We start from the raw sequence: 16,236 nt of genomic DNA, 5'->3' as shown, positions 1-16,236 counted from the left end.
TTTATCTGCACGAGTCATCACACCTCCTGTAATCTGAAGAGGGTATTTTCTGCTGCAGCAGCCCTGCGCGGCAGACCATTTCTTATGTTGAAAGCTCTTCTCGGCCTCGGGCTCTTCGGCCTGCTCACCTCCTCGGTCTTCACCGGCCTCGTGATCGCCGGAGCCATACGCTTCATTCGCCGCAAAAGACACAGAGCGGAATCGCAGACCTTTCAGCAGCCGGTCAGCCTGCTTAAGCCGCTTCACGGGGCAGAGCCAAATCTCGACATCCATCTTGAGAGCTTCTTTCTCCAGGATTATCCCTCTTACGAAATCCTCTTCTGCGCCCGCAGCGCCACGGATACCGGTCTGGCCATCGCCCGTCAGGTAGCCTCCCGCTATCCGCAGATCCCTGTCCAGTTCCTCATCGCGGAGGAGCCTGTCTACATTAACGCCAAAGTCTCTTCACTGGAGCGCATGGCTGCAGCAGCCCGCCACGATCTGTTCATCATCAGCGACAGCGACGTCCGTGTTACACCGGACTATATCCGCTCAGTCGTTGCTCCCTTCGCAGATGCCAATGTCGGAGCTGTCACCTGCCTTTATCGCGGAGTCGCCGATAAAGGCACCATCTGGTCGAAGCTCGAAGCTGCCGGTATGTCCATCGAGATGACTTCCGGCGTCCTCGTTGCGGACATGATGGAAGGCATGCAGTTCACCCTCGGCCCTACTATGGCCGTGCGTCGTCCATGCGTTGATGAGATTGGCGGCTTCCGTATCCTCGGCCCTTACTGCGCCGATGATTTCGTGCTCGGCAATCAAATCGCCGCCCATGGGCACACCGTCGTTCTCTCCACCCACGTCATCGATCATGTCATCCTCAACCTGAGTTTTACGGCCTCCCAGAAGCATCAGATCCGCTGGATGAAATCCACCCGCTTCTCGCGCCCCAAAGGCCACTTCGGCACCGCACTTACCTTCTCGGTGCCCTTTGGCCTGTTGTCTTTCGTCGCGGCGCTGGCCCTCCATCATCCATTTCTCGCTTCCGCCCTGTTGCTCTATAGCCTGGTCATCCGTATGCTCCTGGCCGCCATCGTGGGTGCCTCGGTAGTGGAAGAGCGACACCTGTTGCGGACCATCCTGCTTTATCCTCTGCGCGACTTTCTCGGATTCTGTTACTGGATGGCGAGTTATGGATCGAACAAAATCCTTTGGCGCGGAGAAGTTTATCGCCTGATGCCGGGTGGCCTCATGCACGCCATCGCCGAAGAACGGCGAGGAGGCTCTGCCGTCTCAGCCATCTAACGGCTTGTTGTCTGAAACGGGATCTTTCTCTGTCGGCAGACTTGTTTGCCCCCGCTCCGTCTATAGTTGCAATAACAAGGAAAGAGGCCGCCGCTCTCCAGCCCCATACAGATCGCTCTGCCGGCATGCGGGTTGCCTGGATGGTCCGCTGGCTCGAACATAGTTTTATATGCAATATTGTCTGTTTCTCATCGGCGCACCACTTTCGCCGTATCATCTCTGCCTGCACGGCAACGCCGGAGCCGCCCAGTGAGCACCGGCAAAACCGCTGTCATCATCGGTGCCGGCCCTGCCGGCCTCACCGCAGCCCTCGAATTTCTGCGCCGCTCTGACGTTCAGCCCATCGTTTTCGAAGCCACGCAGCGCATTGGCGGTATCTCCTGCACCATCCAGTACTGCGGCAACCGCATGGATATCGGAGGCCACCGCTTCTTCTCAAAGTCCGATCGCGTCATGGACTGGTGGACCTCTCTGCTGCCCATCGCTTCCAGCGAGAATGACAGCGAAGAGCACTCCATCCGCTATCAGAGCCGTGAGCGAACCATTTCGCAAAACGGCTCCCCATCACCTGACTCTGATCTGGTCATGCTGGTGCGGCCCCGTCGCAGCCGTATCTATTTCCTGCGCAGCTTTTTCGATTACCCGCTCGCGCTGAATGGCCAGACCATTCGCCAGCTTGGACTGGGACGCATGGTACGCATCGGCTTCAGCTATCTGCGAGCCCATCTCTTTCCGCGCCGCGAAGAAAAGACTCTGGAAGACTTTCTCATCAATCGTTTCGGCCGCGAACTCTATCTCACCTTCTTCAAGTCTTATACCGAAAAGGTCTGGGGAGTTCCCTGCGACCACATCAGCGCCGAGTGGGGTGCGCAGCGCATCAAGGGACTTTCCCTGCGCACGGCCATCGCTCACTTTCTGAAGAAGACTTTCCGCGCGAAGAAATCCGGGGATATTGCGCAAAAGGATACAGAAACCTCTCTCATCGAGAAGTTCCTGTACCCGAAATATGGACCAGGCCAGCTCTGGGAACATGTCGCCGATCTGGTTACGAACAGGGGAGGCGAGGTCTGTCTCGGCTGGCGGGTCACCAGGCTCCATGTCGCCGGCAATCGCATCGCTTCCGTTGAGGCCATCAACGAGCATGGAGAAACCCGCACCATCGAAGCCGATTACGTCTTCTCCACCATGCCCGTCCGCGAGCTGCTGCGCAGCCTGCACTTCCCCAATCCGGGCACAGAAGTTCCCGCTTCGGTCCGCGAAGTCGCCGACGGCCTCGTCTACCGCGACTTCATCACCGTTGGCCTGCTCGTCAACCGGCTTACAGTGACCGAGCCCGACGGTTCGCTTCTTAAAGACACCTGGATTTATATCCAGGAACCCGATGTTCTCGTCGGCCGCCTGCAGATCTTCAATAACTGGAGCCCATACATGGTTGCCGATCCCTCAAAAATCTGGATCGGTCTCGAATATTTTTGCTACGACTCTGATGATCTGTGGAAGATGCCCGACGATAAGATCGCAAAGTTCGCCATCGCTGAAATTGAAAAGATCGGCATTCTGAAATCCTCCGATGTACTCGACGCACACGTTGTGCGCGTGCCGAAAACCTACCCCGCTTATTTCGGCACGTATCACCGCTTCGACGAAATCGTCCGCTACATGGATGGCTTTGAAAACCTCTTCCTCGTCGGCCGCAACGGCATGCACAAGTACAACAATCAGGATCACTCTATGCTCACGGCGATGACCGCCGTGGACAACATCCTCGTCGGAAATCTCGACAAGGATGCGCTATGGGCGATCAACACCGAGCAGGAGTATCACGAGAAAAAGTAGGTTTCTTCATCGTGCCGGGATAGTTCGCAGTTACTCAGGAATCGGCACGCATATAGACATCGCATCCGTTCTATTCCCAGTGCGTTTTATGCCGTTCGACCCACCAGCAGGCCGGCGCTCCGTCGTGCGGAAACAATGCGCGCGCGCAGGCCACATCCGCGCTGCCCATGTAGTCGAACTCTTCCTTGTGGCCCTTCAGCGGGGTCGCCAGAAACTGATCAACCTCAATCGAGCCCATCGCCATACCCCGCATCGCTCGAAGGTGAAAGACTACCCAGTCTCCCGCATAAAGCAGAACAGCGGCCATCAGCAGGCCCTTCAGTATCTGCACAGCGATTCGCTGCATCGTCGCTCCTGCGCCTGTATGAACCGATTGTAGCCGAGCCCGTCCGGTATCCGGTCTGCACAGTTCTCCGCCGGCCCCCCTCCAGCTGCGTTACACTCATCCTCGGTGGCCACCGTGAACCTCGACGCGATCCAGTCCGCCCTCCGCGAGCAGCAGCTCGACGCCTGGCTCTTCTATGACCACCACCACCGCGACCCGCTGGCTTATGCCATCCTCGGCCTGCCCGAAGACGCGCATGTCACGCGGCGCTGGTATTACGTCATCCCCGCCACAGGTGAGCCCCGCAAGCTCGTCCATCGAATCGAAGCCGGGCGACTCGACATGCTTCCTGGCTCGAAAGGCGTCTACTCCTCCTGGCAGGAGCTCGAAGCAGGACTCGGCGCTATGCTCGCTCCTTATCGCCGCATCGCGATGCAGTATTCCCCGCGCAACGCCATCATGTACGTCTCCATGGTTGATGCCGGAACCATCGAGTTGCTCCGCGCCTTCGGTAAAACTATCGTTTCCTCCGCCGATCTCGTCAGCCACTTCCAGGCTGTACTCTCTGAGGAACAGATCGCAAGCCACTACGAAGCACAAAGAGCACTCGACGAAATTCTTCCCGAAGGCTTTCGCGAGATCGGGCGCCGCATCCGCGCCGGCTCTCAGCCCACGGAGTACGACATGGTTCTCTGGCTTCAGGAAGCCATGAGCCGTGCCGATCTTGTCTGGGAAAACGGCCCCAATGTCTCCGTCAATCAGAACAGTTCTGACTCGCACTACGAGCCCACATCCACAACCGCGAGGCCCATCCGCGAAGGCGACTTTGTTCTCATCGATATCTGGGGACGCAAAAACCGCCCTGGCACCATCTGGTATGACATCACCTGGACCGGTGTCGTCGGCCGCGAGCCCTCTGATCGCGAACAACAGGTCTTCACCACCGTGCGCGACGCCCGCGACGCCGCCGTCAGCACAATCTCAGAAGCCTTCGCCACGAAACATCCCATCGCCGGCTGGCAGGCCGACGACGCTTCCCGCTCGGTCATCCGCAAGGCCGGCTTCGCTCCATACTTTACGCATCGCACCGGCCACAACATCGGCACCGAACTGCACGGCAGCGGCGCGCATCTCGATAATCTTGAGACCCACGACGAGCGTCTCATCCTGCCCTTTACCTGCTTCTCCGTCGAGCCGGGCATCTACCTGCCCGAATTCGGCGTGCGCAGCGAGCTGAACATGATCACCACCACCGACAGCGCCGCACCGACAGGCCGAATCCAGCGCGATCTGGTGAGAATTTAAGAAGCCCTTAGCCCGGCACCGGAGAACAGGCCACCTCCTGACCATCCGCCCCGGATTCCTGCAAACCATACATGGAATCTCTGTCTGACGTACTGGGTTCCTGTATAGTCAAAGGGATGGTCTCAAAGGTTCAGGTGCCTGAAAAGAAGGAGTCCCAGGGCTTTGTTTACGGAGCTTTGCTGCTCGGCTGGCTCATCCCCGGCGCGGGGCATCTGCTCACCCGGCACTGGATACGCGCACTTCTTCTCTTCACCTCCATCACCACCATGTTTGCCCTCGGACTGGCCATGCAGGCAAAGCTGTACCAGCCAAATACCGGCGACATGCTTGACATGCTTGGTTTTGCCGGTGATCTCGGTACCGGACTTCTCTACTTCATCGGGCAGCTTCTCAATCTGGGCCACACCGCCGTGCAGACGGCCACCGCCGACTACGGAACCAAGTTCGCCGTCGTTGCCGGGCTGCTGAACTTCATCTCCGCCGTTGACGCTCACAATCTTCGCATCGGGAGAAAAGCTTCGTGACACTCTCCCACTTCTCCGCCGTTCTCATCTACGCCGTCTTCGCATCCGTGGTTTTCGGCATCACGCAGCGCGCCACGCCCCGCGCCATGATCCGCTACGGCCTCTTCTGCTGGGTACTCTTCGCCGGTTCCGTTATCCTGGCCAGCTGGCTGATGTACTTCATCCGCCACTGATCAAGCTGCACCGCCCTCCGTTTCAAATTCTGCTCTGAACGCATCCTGAAAACCTGCCGCCTGAACAGCGCGCATGGTTGCATTCTGTCTTTTCCGGAATTCAATGGAAAAAGGCCGCACCCCGAAAGATGCGGCCCCGCCCTGAATCAGACGGCATCTGCGCTATCAGTTCACCGTCACCGTCACCGTTGTATTACTGTGGAGGCTTCCACTGGTGCCCGTTACGGTCACGGTATAAGTGCCCGCCGTGGTACCCATGCTGCCACCACCGCCGCCGCCGCTGTTGCCACCGCCGCCGCCGCAGCCAACTCCGGCCAGGGTAACGATCACAATCAGCAGGCCCAGCATGGTCTGCCAGCCCCGCCGCCGCGCTGGAATCCCGAAGAACACCACCAGTGCCAGAGCCACTCCGCCCGCTGTCGTGAAGAACTTCTTCAGCGGCAGACTATTGTGGGCAGTACTGGAAGCCGTTGTGTTGATCGTCAGCGTGGTATTGGCGGCCGTTGCGCCGGTTACATTCGCCGAGCTTGAACTAAGACTGCAGGTTGCCGGATCGGTCGCGCCCGCCGGACTGGCCACAGAGCAGGCCAGAGCCACGCTGCCAGTGAAACCATTACTCGGCGTCACGGCAATAGTCGATGTATTGCCTGTCGTCGCTCCCGGATTGATCGTAAGCGAAGGCGGCGCTGCAGTCACACCGAAACCGGCGCTGCCCGTCGTCCCGCTCACCGCAACTGTTACGCTGCCTCCGCTCGACGCGGCATAGTTGGCATCACCGCTGTAGCTGGCCGTGATCGTATTGCTTCCGCTGTTCAGGCTGGTGCCTGACACACTGATAATCGCCTCAGCTGCGGAAGTGTTATTGGTCTCAAAACCATTGTTAAAGCTGGTAGCCGTGCCTACGGTCTTGCCATTTGCCGTCAGCGTAATCGTTCCGGTAGGGAATGCGCCTTCGCTGTCTGTGCTGATCAGTACAGTAACGTTAGTTGAACTGGAAGCCTGAATGCTCGTGCTGCTGGCACTCCCACTGAGACTGGTTGAACCTTTGGCAACCGTAAAGGCAACTGCGTTGCTCGTACTCGCGTGATAGCTCGCATCTCCTGAATACTGCGCGGTCAGATTGTAGGAGCCGACCGGAAATGCCGGGAACGCATTACTGGGCGTGGTGTAGGACGCAACACTGACATCTGAGGTTACATTTGAGGTGCCAAGTTTCGTCGAGCCATTCAGGAAAGCTACCGAACCAGTCGCCACTCCTTCTGTCCCGTTCTTCTGTTCGTCAGAAGAGGTTCCCTGAATCTGGGCATCGGCAGAGATGAACTGTCCATAGGTGAATGCAGTTCCCGATATCGCCCCGCACGATCCCGACGCGCACGCAACCGGATCATATGCACTCACAACCAGATTTGTCGCACTCGATTCAGCGGAGATCGTGACGCTGATGCCGGCAGACTGGCTGGATGCATGAGAGGCGTCTCCGGCATAGTTGGCATAAACGGTATAGCTGCCGCCTGGCAAACCATTGTAGTTGGTGGTCGCTGCTCCACCTGAAAGTGTCAGCACCGTCTGGTTGCCATTATTACTGCTCACCGGACCGTTGGCAGAACCATCTGCATTATCCACAATGGCCACGTCGCCGGTCGCCGAAACAGGCGTCACCCCGACCTTGAACATCAGACTTGTACCGTGCGAAACATTCACTGCCGCTGTCGATCCATTAATGTCAAAACTTGTCGATGTAGACGCCAGCGACACACTGCTCCAGTTGTTCACCATCTGTGCCGCGTCCACGCTGCCCAGGCCGGACGCATAGTCATACCCGGTCCCGGCATTATACCCAGTCAGGAAGCCCGCCGAGTTGCAGTCTGCCTCCGTCCCGCCGGTGCACACCACCGAATTATCACCAGTCGTAACGTCATGAAAGACGGTGCTGTACTTTGAGCTTGCCAGGTTGTACAGCACGTAATCTGCCTGACCAAGGCGCGAGCCCGTCTTCTGTTCCACCAGCGCCAGCATGCCGGCAAATGCAGGAGCCGCAGCGGATGTGCCTCCATATCCGCTGAATGTAGTCTGGTCGGTGATCTGTCCTCCCGATGTCTGGCAATCGGTATAGGTGGAAGAGGAATCTCCATCCGCCACATTGTCAGCGCACACCGCCCAAAGTGCTCCGTAAAATCCGTCAGCCGCAAGCAGGGAGACGTCAGGAAGATCGCGAACCTGATCATTGGGTGTCAGAGAAGTCTGAAACGACGGCTTGGAGTATGCCTCGCAATTTCCAAACTGATCCTGAGCGACACAGCTGCTCTGTCCACCGCCAGCTGCAACGATGTTGGTATTGCCTGTATTTGGATCCAAATAGGGAACGTTCGATGCGACGTTTGTATTTGGGAAGGTCGAGTTATTCCAGGGTTCTTCTGGAATATAGCTTTTTGCCGTCCGGTAATAGGGAGCCGAGCCGCTACTACTGACATTCACATACTGGCTGAAGGCCTGACCGTTGTTGCCGATGAGCGCATCGTAGTCCGTGCCGCCCACGGCAATATTAAAGGGCGTGGAGGCCAGGCCGTTCACATTCAGGCCAAACTGCGCCTGCGTCTCCGTATTATCGTTATCGCAGCCTGCCGAGCCGCTGTCGCCTGTCGAAACAGTCACACTGATACCCTGCGCTGCGGCTTCCTCCCACATCTCGCTGATGAGCTGGTTTTCGCTTGTTCCCTCTCCAGCCTCGCACTCACCAAAACTCAGATTAAGAATACTGACGGTGTTATCCCCGATCGCGCGCAACGCCGCCAGAATGATGCCACCCTGCAGATCGGTATTATCCGCGGTATAAAAATTGATCGTTGCCTTTGGAGCGATCCCGCCGGCAATTTCATTGTCCAGCAGTGCTTCGCCTTCATCTCCGTTGATTCCCGGATCGTTGCCCTCCACAATCACGGTCGGATTGTTTGTGCTTCCGGATGTCTCTCCGAGGAACGTCTCCCGGTAATTGATGATGTCCTGCATCGTGACATTTGAATCGCCCACAATCCCGATCGTTACCCCGGTTCCGTCATACGTCGTCCCGGAATAGTTCGGATTCAGCGTTGCATTCGGTGTGTCATAAATCGTCGCAGCATCTGCCGGATCAACATACAGGTACGGATTATTTTGATTATCGAACAGAGTTAAGTCAGGCTTGATCCTTTTCAATGCACTGTCATAGCGCCCTGTTCCCCCTAACTTTGCGTTCGATTTCGGCCGAAAATCATTCATCTTCGCCACACCCGCAACCACCGGCGCCAGAGCAGCCGGAATCTGTGGATCGCTGGCATTGGCAAAATGCATCACTCCCTGAACCAGATATTTACGGATCGACGTGTGAAAGGCGGTCTGTAGCTGATCGAACGTGCCTGAAAACCTCATAAAGTTTCTCGATGCAGGCACTGTCCCTACCTGAAAGCCCTTTGAGGTAAGCCATGACTGCACCGCATCCAGATCCGCATCGCTCACTCCGTACTGTGCTCCATACTGCTCCGGCGTCAGCCACTTGTGATAATTCGGAGAATTCACATCCTGCAGGGAAGCCAGATACTGCGTCAGAGCCTGTTGCTGCTGTGCGCTGCGGCTCAGCACCAGAACAAGCTGGCCCGTTGGCAATGAGCCGGACGCCGCGCCCCGGTCAAACTGCGCTCGCGCCTGCGGATGCACATTACCTTTCAGAGGCACCAGATTGTTCTCGTTGATGGGTGCGGTAATGCGGCTGGCAACCAGCGAGGGTGTCGCGGCGGTCTGTGCGAAGACCGGAGCCGTCAGCAGTGAGACGAGAACAGTGGTTGCGGCAGCAGCAATGTGGAGGGAGCGGATTCTTGTGAGTAACATGGCCATCCTGTCCAAAAAAGGTGTGCTCGGAGCCGTCCGTCAGCCGAATCTGTGATCAAACGGCGGTTACGCATTCTGGTGATGCGTCGATAGGAGTATCTGGTACCAGCCTGATGAAAATCAACGATCCGATGCATCAGCGCGGCAACCATATTGGGAATTACTTCCTCGGACTCAGCAGTGTGCTGGTTGTATGACATCGAAATGCCGCTGTCAAGCAAACCCCGGCATCATCACGTCATCATCCGGCATGATTGTAGACGGAATTTGAAAAAGGAAGTCGCGCTGCGAAGATCGTTTCTCTTTCACCAAACTCATATTTAATGCCCTGCAAAAAAGCGGCCGGACGGCAGCCCCCCGCCCGGTTTATCCGCCACTGGTTCAGAGATCCGGTCCGTGCCCGGAAACATAGCGGAGACTTTCATTTCCACTAATTCACCGTCAGCATAAACGTCGTGGATGCCGTAAGGCTGCTGTCGGAAGCGGCCGTCCCGGTCACCTTCACCGTATAGCTTCCCGCAGTCGTCCCTGTTGTGGTTCCGCTGCCTGTCCCGCCGGTGCTTTTACTGGTCGCCCCTGACCCACTGCTTCCGCAGCCCATCGGGGCCAGACAAATCACAAGAATCAACATGCCCAGCATCGCCCGCCATCCTCGCCGGCGGGAAGGTATGCCCCACAGGAACACGACCGCCAGCGCGGCGATGCCTCCCGCAGGAAAGACATACCTCCGCAACGGCTCCTGCAGCGCGGCGGTTGCGGCGGTCGTGGCCAGCGTAACCTGCGCCGTCACGCCGCCCGTACCGGTAATGCTCACCGAAGACGAGCTCACACTGCATGTCGGCACATCCGTGGCGCCGGATGGGCTCGCCGTCACCGCACAGGCCAGATTCACCGCGCCCGTAAACCCGCCTGACGGAGTAACCGTAACCGTCGAGCTGCCGGAGCTGCCCGCGGCCACGGTCACATTAGTCGCCTGCAGCGCAAAGCTGCCACTCCCGCTGCCCGAGCCGGTCGACGACCCCGAAGGCCATGCCATCAGCAGATTGTAAAGATCGATGGAACCCAGACCGGTGGCCTCGTCATAGCCTGTTCCGGCTGAAAAGCCCGATTCACCTGCCGCCGAACAGTAGCTCGGTCCCGCCGAGCACGCGATGCTGCCGCTTGTGATGTCGTGGAAAGCCGACGCGTAGGTAGCCGCATTCGCCGCCATTGTGTACAGCGTCGCATTCACAACGCCCTGCCCCGTCGCGTTCTGTTTCTGGTTAAGAATTGCCATCATTCCGGCAAATATCGGCGCCGCAAAGCTCGTGCCTCCGGCCACCGTCAGGTCCTGCGAGCTCGCATCACGAAAACTGCTGTTACAGCTTGCCTTCTGCTCGCTCGACCACCCTGACGTATCGCTCGAGCAATACAGATAGCCCGCACGATCCGCAGACGAATCCAGAGAGATATCCGGAACCAGCCGAGCATTTCCGGACGGAATCCCTGCACCCGTCTGCCAACTCGGCCTTGCCGTCAGTCCGCTTGCGCCACCGCCTCCGGCGGACAGCGCATACATTGCCCCAAGCGAAGACGAGTCGTCATTCCATGCACCCTCCGGAATATACGAAAGCGCCGAGCTGATTACATCGCTCCCGCTGGCCGAGTCCCAGTACGTTGTGTTGGTCGAGGCCACATCCGCCGCCGGAAACTCCGTCCCACCCAGTCCCGTTGCATACTGGCTGCTCGCAGGGAAATTGACCGCCAGCGCCTCCTGCTCTGTCGTCGTCATCCCCTTTATGCCATAACATGCCGTCGAGCCGTCATCGCCTGAAGCCGCGACAATGGTCTGTCCCTGGCTGGCTCCCTGTTCAAGAATCGCATTCAGCGCTGCATAATTGCTCGATCCCAGATCGGTTTCGCAGTCGCCATAACTCACGCTGATAATCGGAGCAATGTCCTCATCCACTGCATACTGAATCGAATCAAAAACGCCGTAATTCGGATTATTTCCCGTGTAGACAAAATCAATCGTGGCACCCTTTGCTATCCCGCCCGAATACTCAAGATCCAGGTCCGACTCCGCCTCATCTCCTGAGACAACCGCGGAGCCTCCCGAACCGGGCACCAGGACCATTGTCGGAGCCTTCACCGTCAGCCCGGCCGCGCTCTGAAAATTCTCGATATCCGATAGTTCCACGGCCGATTGACCCATAATTGCAATCGTTTGCCCCGTACCGGTGTAGCCCGAGTTGTACGCCGCATTGATGTCGTAAATCGTCGCCACATCTTTAGGAGTCAGATAGTGGCTTCCGCCCTGTGAGGAAGTAAAACCCGGTCCAGCCTCCTCTGCCGTCTGAGGCCTGAATCGCACAAAAGGCTTCGGCCGGAAATCATTCAGGTTGCGCACCGTTCGCACAACACCGGAAAGCGCCGCAGGCACCTTGATCGCCGCAGCGTTGGCAAAATGCGTTTCTCCGCCGATCCGAAACTGGTGAATCTCCGTCTGAAAAGCGGCCTGCACCTGCTCCGCCGTACCGGAAAATGTGATGCTGTCCCGACTGTTCGCCACGCGATCGACGCTGAAGCCCTGCTGTTCGAGCCACGCTTCCACTTTCGCCAGGTCGCTGTCGCTCAGCCCAAACCGGCTCCCATACTCTGCCGGGGTCAGCCATTGATGATATTCCGCCGAACCTGGTGTCTGTTGCGCCTTCACCAGCGCGTCCAGATCGGCCTGCTGTTCTGCTGTCGGCGCAAACACCATCGTCATTCCATTGATCTTCATTCCCGCTGCTACCGGGCCTGTGTCGAACTGCGCCGCAGCCCGCGGGTCAATGGTCCCCGCAAGCGCGACACGCCCGCTCTCGCCGATTGCCTGTGAAACCCGCTGCGCCGCGGCAGCGCCGGCCTGAAAGGAACAAACAACAGCAGCAAGAAGGGTAAGGAAACCACGCATCCCTGGGGGCATTTTCCCGGCTCCATCATCGTGCACTGCAAAGCGCACCTGTCTGCGCCGCTCGCGGGAAGCGGCGCAACGTCCATGTCACACACCACAGCCATCGACGTGGGACCGAGCGCTGGGAGCAGGAAATCACTGCGAGAATCACAGCTTCATCTGTGGAACCGGCAAAGGACGCCGGGAATCACACGTAAAGAATCTGCGCCCGGCATAACCTGCGCCGGGAAATCTAAGCCCTTGGACGCGGGTCGAGAGAAAAGGATAGACAGAAAATGCAACATCTCCGCGAGAAATCGCACGGCATTACAACGGATACCGCCCCTGTTCCACCGCTGCCTTCGCAATGGCTCGTCCGGCCAGCACCACGTCCGCTGGCTCACGCTTCGTCAGCCGCCGGAAGATCGCCATCTGCGTCCGCAGCATATCGCCCTCGGCAATCGCGCCAATCACCTGCCGTGCCGCCGACTCAATCGTGTCGAACGCGCGCACTGCATAAAGCCGCGTCATCTGCGCGGCCAGTGCCGCCGGCGCGCCACCCGTACCGCTGGCCAGTTTGCGTGCCCTCAGCAGAGCACATTCCAGCGCATAGACCTCAGTGATCATATCCGCGAGCGCTGCCATCACTTCCTGCTGATCTGCGAGAGCGTTCATATACTTCTGGCTCGCCGCGCCGGCCGCAAACAGCACCAGCTTTTTCGCATTCGCCAGCAGCCTCGCCTCCGCAGCCAGGACATCCTCGTCTCCGCTCGCTCCGTCAAACGACGGCGGAGCCATCAGCTCTTCCATCAGCTGTTTGATCGCCGGCAGCAGCGGCAGTTGCCCGGTCATTGCCCGCTTCATCAGAAAGCCCGTAATGATCAGCCGGTTGATCTCGTTCGTCCCCTCAAAGATCCGGTTGATCCGTGAATCCCGATATGCCCGTTCCGCAGGATACTCCTCGACATACCCATAGCCTGCGTAGATCTGCACGCTGTGATCCACAATCGCATCCAGCATCTCCGATCCCCACACCTTCAGAATCGAGCACTCAACCGCGTATTCTTCAATGCGCTTCTGAATCTCCTTCGCATCATGTGCCAGCTCGGATGGAATCGCCGCCAGTGCCGCATCGATTGCTCCAATCGTCCGGTACGTCATCGACTCGCCAACATAAATTCGCGCGGCTGCATCCGCAATCTTCTGCTGAATCAGTCCAAACTCCGCAATCGGCTTGCCGAAGGCTTTGCGCTCCTTCGCATAGAGGATGGCGTTTGCCAGCGATGTCCGCCCACCACCCACACATGCTGCGCCCAGCTTGAAGCGGCCGATATTCAGAATGTTGAATGCAATGTGGTGCCCCTTGCCGGCCTCGCCCAGCAGATTCCCCACAGGCACCTTGCACTCGGTCAGAATCAGTGGACAGGTGGATGAGCCGCGAATCCCGAGCTTGTGCTCCTCCGCACCCACCGTCAGTCCCGGCGTATTCCGCTCGATCAGAAATGCCGACATCTTCGTCTTCCTGATGTCCGGTTCCGATGCGTCCACGATCTTCGCAAACACCGTAAACAGGTCCGCAAAACCTGCATTCGTGATCCACATCTTTTCGCCGTTCAGAACATAATGCTGTCCGTCTTCGGAAAGCACAGCCCGCGTCCGGATATTCATCGCGTCCGATCCCGATGAGGCCTCCGACAGCGCATAGGCGGCGAGCCATTCGCCTGTTCCCAGCAGAGGAAGATACTTCTCCTTCTGTGCCCGCGTGCCATACCACACCAGAGGCAGGGTACCGATCCCCACGTGCGCGCTGAACGCCACCGAAAAACTCGCCAGCACCGACATGCGGTCCGCGATAATCGCCGACGTTACCTTGTCCATCTCCAGTCCGCCGTACTCCTCAGGAATATCGACCGCCATCAGCCCCAGCTCACCGGCGTTCCTGAGCAGTCCTCGCGTCACATCGAAGTGTTTGGCCTCGATCGCCTCCGCCGCAGGCAGCACCTCGTTCGCCGCAAACTGAGCCGCCGTTTCGGCAATCTGCCGCTGCTCCCCGGAAAAATCCTCGGGAGTAAAAATGCTTTCCGGGTCCGACTCGCTCAACAAAAAGCCGCCGCCGGCAACCGGAGCAGGCATGACTGTCGTGGTCATAACAGGAACTCCTCCGCAACGAGCCATCCTACGCTGCTTTTATGGTTTCCATGTTTCAGTTGAATTGTTTATCCCACCCGCTCAAATACACCCGCCGCGCCCATCCCGCCGCCCACGCACATTGTCACCAGCCCATAGCGTAGCTTTTGCCGCTTCAGCTCGTGCAGCAGCGTCGCCGTCAGCTTCGCTCCCGTGCAGCCCAGCGGATGTCCCAGCGCAATCGCGCCGCCGTTTACGTTCACCTTCTTCGGGTTCAGTCCCGCCTGCTGAATCACCGCCAGTGCCTGTACCGCAAAGGCCTCATTCAGCTCAATCAGGTCAATCTCTTCCAGCGTCAGCCCAGCCAGCTTCAGCGCCTTCGGAATCGCCAAGACCGGCCCGATCCCCATTACCTCCGGCGGACATCCCGCCGTCGCAAAGCTCACAAACCGTCCCAGCGGCTCAATGCCCAGCGCCTTCGCGCGCTCGCCGGAAATCACCACCGACGCCGCTGCCCCGTCAGAGGTCTGCGACGAATTCCCCGCCGTAACGATCCCCTGTGCGTGAAAGGCCGCCTTCAGCTTCGCCAGTGCCTCGGCCGACGTATCCGCGCGCGGCCCCTCATCGGTCTCGAACACCGTCTCCGTCACCACCGGCTTTGCCGGAGAAGCACCCGGCGCCATATTTGTAACCATAATGGGTACGATTTCATCAGCGAACCTTCCTTCCTCAATCGCTGCCAGGGCCTTCCGATGGCTCGCCAGCGAAAATTCATCCGCCTGCTCGCGCGTAATTCCATATCTTCGTGCCAGATTCTCCGCCGTCAGCCCCATCGACAGATAGGTATCCGCATAGTGCTCCATCAGCCAGGGATTCGCACTCACTTTATTGCCGCCCATCGGCACCATGCTCATCGACTCGGTCCCGCCCGCAATCGCCGCCTCGCTCTGCCCGGCAATAATCTGCTGCGCCGCAATTGCAATCGCCTGCAACCCCGACGAACAGAAGCGATTGATTGTCATCGCCGGAACCTCTACCGGCAACCCCGCGCGAAGGCTCGCAATCCGAGCCACGTTCATCCCCTGCTCCGCCTCCGGCATGGCACAGCCCAGAATGACATCGTCGATCTCCTTCCCATCCAGCGCAGGCACGCGTTTCAGCGCCTCGCCCATCACCACGGCCGCGAGATCGTCCGGCCGCACGCCGGCCAGCGCACCCCTGGGAGCCTTGCCCACCGCCGTCCGCATGCTGCTCGCAATAAAGACTTCTGCCATTTTCCCTCCCTGCTGCTCTGTCAAAGCGAGGCCTGGTCACCGCTCGCCCGTGCCAGCCACTTCCCATCCTGGTAGTAGTGAATAACCGATGACCGCTCCAGGTGCGCATCCTCGATCCCGTCGTGATCGAACGCGTCCACCTGCCGCCCGTGCATAGTATCTGCAGACCGCGCCGCAATGCCCCACGCCGACCCGTACATTGCGCCTGCATACTCTGCACCAAGCCACTCGTTGTCGGGCTGTGCACGTAAGGTCATCGGCTTCTCGACTGCATCGCCAAAAAACACCAGCAGTGCGCTGGTCCCGTTCTGAGAGCACAATACCGCCCAGTCGCTGCTGCCTTTGCGTTCAAATGCTCCGTGAATTACGTTCTCCGGCGCGCGCGCCTCATACGTTTGCGGAATCATGCAGTGCCGCAGGACCAGCTGCTGTTTCACGCCGGGAGGAAGTTCAGGAAACGATGCCGGCGGCAGTAACCGAATGTGATAGTGCACTGCGCTTCCATTCGGAAGCGTGTGTTCTCCCGCTTCAGCCTGTTCCGCAAGCTGCGCGAGCAGGGTTCCGGCAAGACCGATCACCACCATCACCGTAAATATCGTGCGCCGCATGGCTG

Annotated in this window: 11 protein-coding genes; 5 read left to right on the top strand and 6 right to left on the bottom strand. The window is 58.6% G+C overall.

All coding sequences use genetic code 11. The features are described from left to right. Nucleotides 1-84 precede the first annotated feature (84 nt). Nucleotides 85-1,284: a bacteriohopanetetrol glucosamine biosynthesis glycosyltransferase HpnI gene (hpnI, locus tag D0Y96_RS08025; RefSeq protein WP_117298867.1), complete on the top strand. Its 1,200-nt coding sequence runs from the start codon at nucleotides 85-87 to the stop codon at nucleotides 1,282-1,284. Nucleotides 1,285-1,533: 249 nt separating this feature from the next. Next, the gene (locus D0Y96_RS08020; protein ID WP_117298866.1) at nucleotides 1,534-3,120 is read left to right on the top strand and encodes an NAD(P)/FAD-dependent oxidoreductase; all 1,587 of its coding nucleotides are present in this window, start codon (nucleotides 1,534-1,536) and stop codon (nucleotides 3,118-3,120) included. Nucleotides 3,121-3,190: 70 nt separating this feature from the next. Here the strand turns inward: D0Y96_RS08020 and D0Y96_RS08015 are convergent, their stop codons facing one another. Further along, on the bottom strand, nucleotides 3,191-3,466 hold the full coding sequence (locus D0Y96_RS08015; protein WP_117298865.1) for a hypothetical protein: 276 nt from the start codon (nucleotides 3,464-3,466) through the stop codon (nucleotides 3,191-3,193). Nucleotides 3,467-3,580: 114 nt separating this feature from the next. Between D0Y96_RS08015 and D0Y96_RS08010 the strand changes: the two genes are divergently transcribed. The 3 genes from D0Y96_RS08010 (at nucleotide 3,581) to D0Y96_RS08000 (ending at nucleotide 5,447) form a co-directional block, all read left to right on the top strand. Further along, nucleotides 3,581-4,750 carry a M24 family metallopeptidase gene (locus D0Y96_RS08010; protein WP_117299670.1) on the top strand — a complete coding sequence of 390 codons (1,170 nt, stop codon included), beginning with the start codon at nucleotides 3,581-3,583 and terminating at the stop codon, nucleotides 4,748-4,750. Between the two features lie 116 nt (nucleotides 4,751-4,866). Next, entirely contained in the window at nucleotides 4,867-5,274 is a 408-nt protein-coding gene (locus D0Y96_RS08005) for a DUF6677 family protein (RefSeq protein WP_117298864.1), read from the top strand. After that, nucleotides 5,271-5,447 (top strand): hypothetical protein, encoded by a 177-nt coding sequence (locus D0Y96_RS08000; protein WP_199480215.1) that lies wholly within the window; start codon nucleotides 5,271-5,273, stop codon nucleotides 5,445-5,447. The genes D0Y96_RS08005 and D0Y96_RS08000 overlap by 4 nt, the downstream gene beginning before the upstream one ends. Nucleotides 5,448-5,612: 165 nt before the next feature. Here the strand turns inward: D0Y96_RS08000 and D0Y96_RS07995 are convergent, their stop codons facing one another. The 5 genes from D0Y96_RS07995 to D0Y96_RS07975 form a co-directional block, all read right to left on the bottom strand. Further along, nucleotides 5,613-9,308 carry an Ig-like domain repeat protein gene (locus D0Y96_RS07995; RefSeq protein ID WP_158562310.1) on the bottom strand — a complete coding sequence of 1,232 codons (3,696 nt, stop codon included), beginning with the start codon at nucleotides 9,306-9,308 and terminating at the stop codon, nucleotides 5,613-5,615. A gap of 430 nt (nucleotides 9,309-9,738) precedes the next feature. Further along, on the bottom strand, nucleotides 9,739-12,243 hold the full coding sequence (locus D0Y96_RS07990; RefSeq protein WP_117298862.1) for a S53 family peptidase: 2,505 nt from the start codon (nucleotides 12,241-12,243) through the stop codon (nucleotides 9,739-9,741). Between the two features lie 306 nt (nucleotides 12,244-12,549). Next, nucleotides 12,550-14,370, bottom strand: coding sequence for an acyl-CoA dehydrogenase FadE (locus D0Y96_RS07985; protein ID WP_117298861.1), 1,821 nt, complete (start codon nucleotides 14,368-14,370; stop codon nucleotides 12,550-12,552). Between the two features lie 68 nt (nucleotides 14,371-14,438). Further along, nucleotides 14,439-15,623, bottom strand: coding sequence for an acetyl-CoA C-acyltransferase (locus tag D0Y96_RS07980; protein ID WP_117298860.1), 1,185 nt, complete (start codon nucleotides 15,621-15,623; stop codon nucleotides 14,439-14,441). 20 nt (nucleotides 15,624-15,643) lie between these two features. Beyond that, nucleotides 15,644-16,231 (bottom strand): hypothetical protein, encoded by a 588-nt coding sequence (locus D0Y96_RS07975; protein WP_117298859.1) that lies wholly within the window; start codon nucleotides 16,229-16,231, stop codon nucleotides 15,644-15,646. Between the last annotated feature and the right edge of the window lie 5 nt (nucleotides 16,232-16,236).

This window comes from Paracidobacterium acidisoli, from assembly GCF_003428625.2.
Taxonomy (GTDB): Bacteria; Acidobacteriota; Terriglobia; order Terriglobales; family Acidobacteriaceae; genus Paracidobacterium; species Paracidobacterium acidisoli.
Note: the sequence above shows the minus strand (reverse complement) of the source record. Positions and strands in the feature narration are given on the sequence as shown.

Excerpts from the sequence above, each read along its gene's own strand:
- hpnI (WP_117298867.1), top strand. The coding sequence starts at position 85 with ATGTTGAAAGCTCTTCTCGGCCTCGGGCTCTTCGGCCTGCTCACCTCC.
- D0Y96_RS08015 (WP_117298865.1), bottom strand. The coding sequence starts at position 3,466 with ATGCAGCGAATCGCTGTGCAGATACTGAAGGGCCTGCTGATGGCCGCT.
- D0Y96_RS08005 (WP_117298864.1), top strand. The coding sequence starts at position 4,867 with ATGGTCTCAAAGGTTCAGGTGCCTGAAAAGAAGGAGTCCCAGGGCTTT.
- D0Y96_RS07995 (WP_158562310.1), bottom strand. The coding sequence starts at position 9,308 with ATGTTACTCACAAGAATCCGCTCCCTCCACATTGCTGCTGCCGCAACC.
- D0Y96_RS07990 (WP_117298862.1), bottom strand. The coding sequence starts at position 12,243 with ATGCGTGGTTTCCTTACCCTTCTTGCTGCTGTTGTTTGTTCCTTTCAG.
- D0Y96_RS07985 (WP_117298861.1), bottom strand. The coding sequence starts at position 14,370 with ATGACCACGACAGTCATGCCTGCTCCGGTTGCCGGCGGCGGCTTTTTG.
- D0Y96_RS07980 (WP_117298860.1), bottom strand. The coding sequence starts at position 15,623 with ATGGCAGAAGTCTTTATTGCGAGCAGCATGCGGACGGCGGTGGGCAAG.
- D0Y96_RS07975 (WP_117298859.1), bottom strand. The coding sequence starts at position 16,231 with ATGCGGCGCACGATATTTACGGTGATGGTGGTGATCGGTCTTGCCGGA.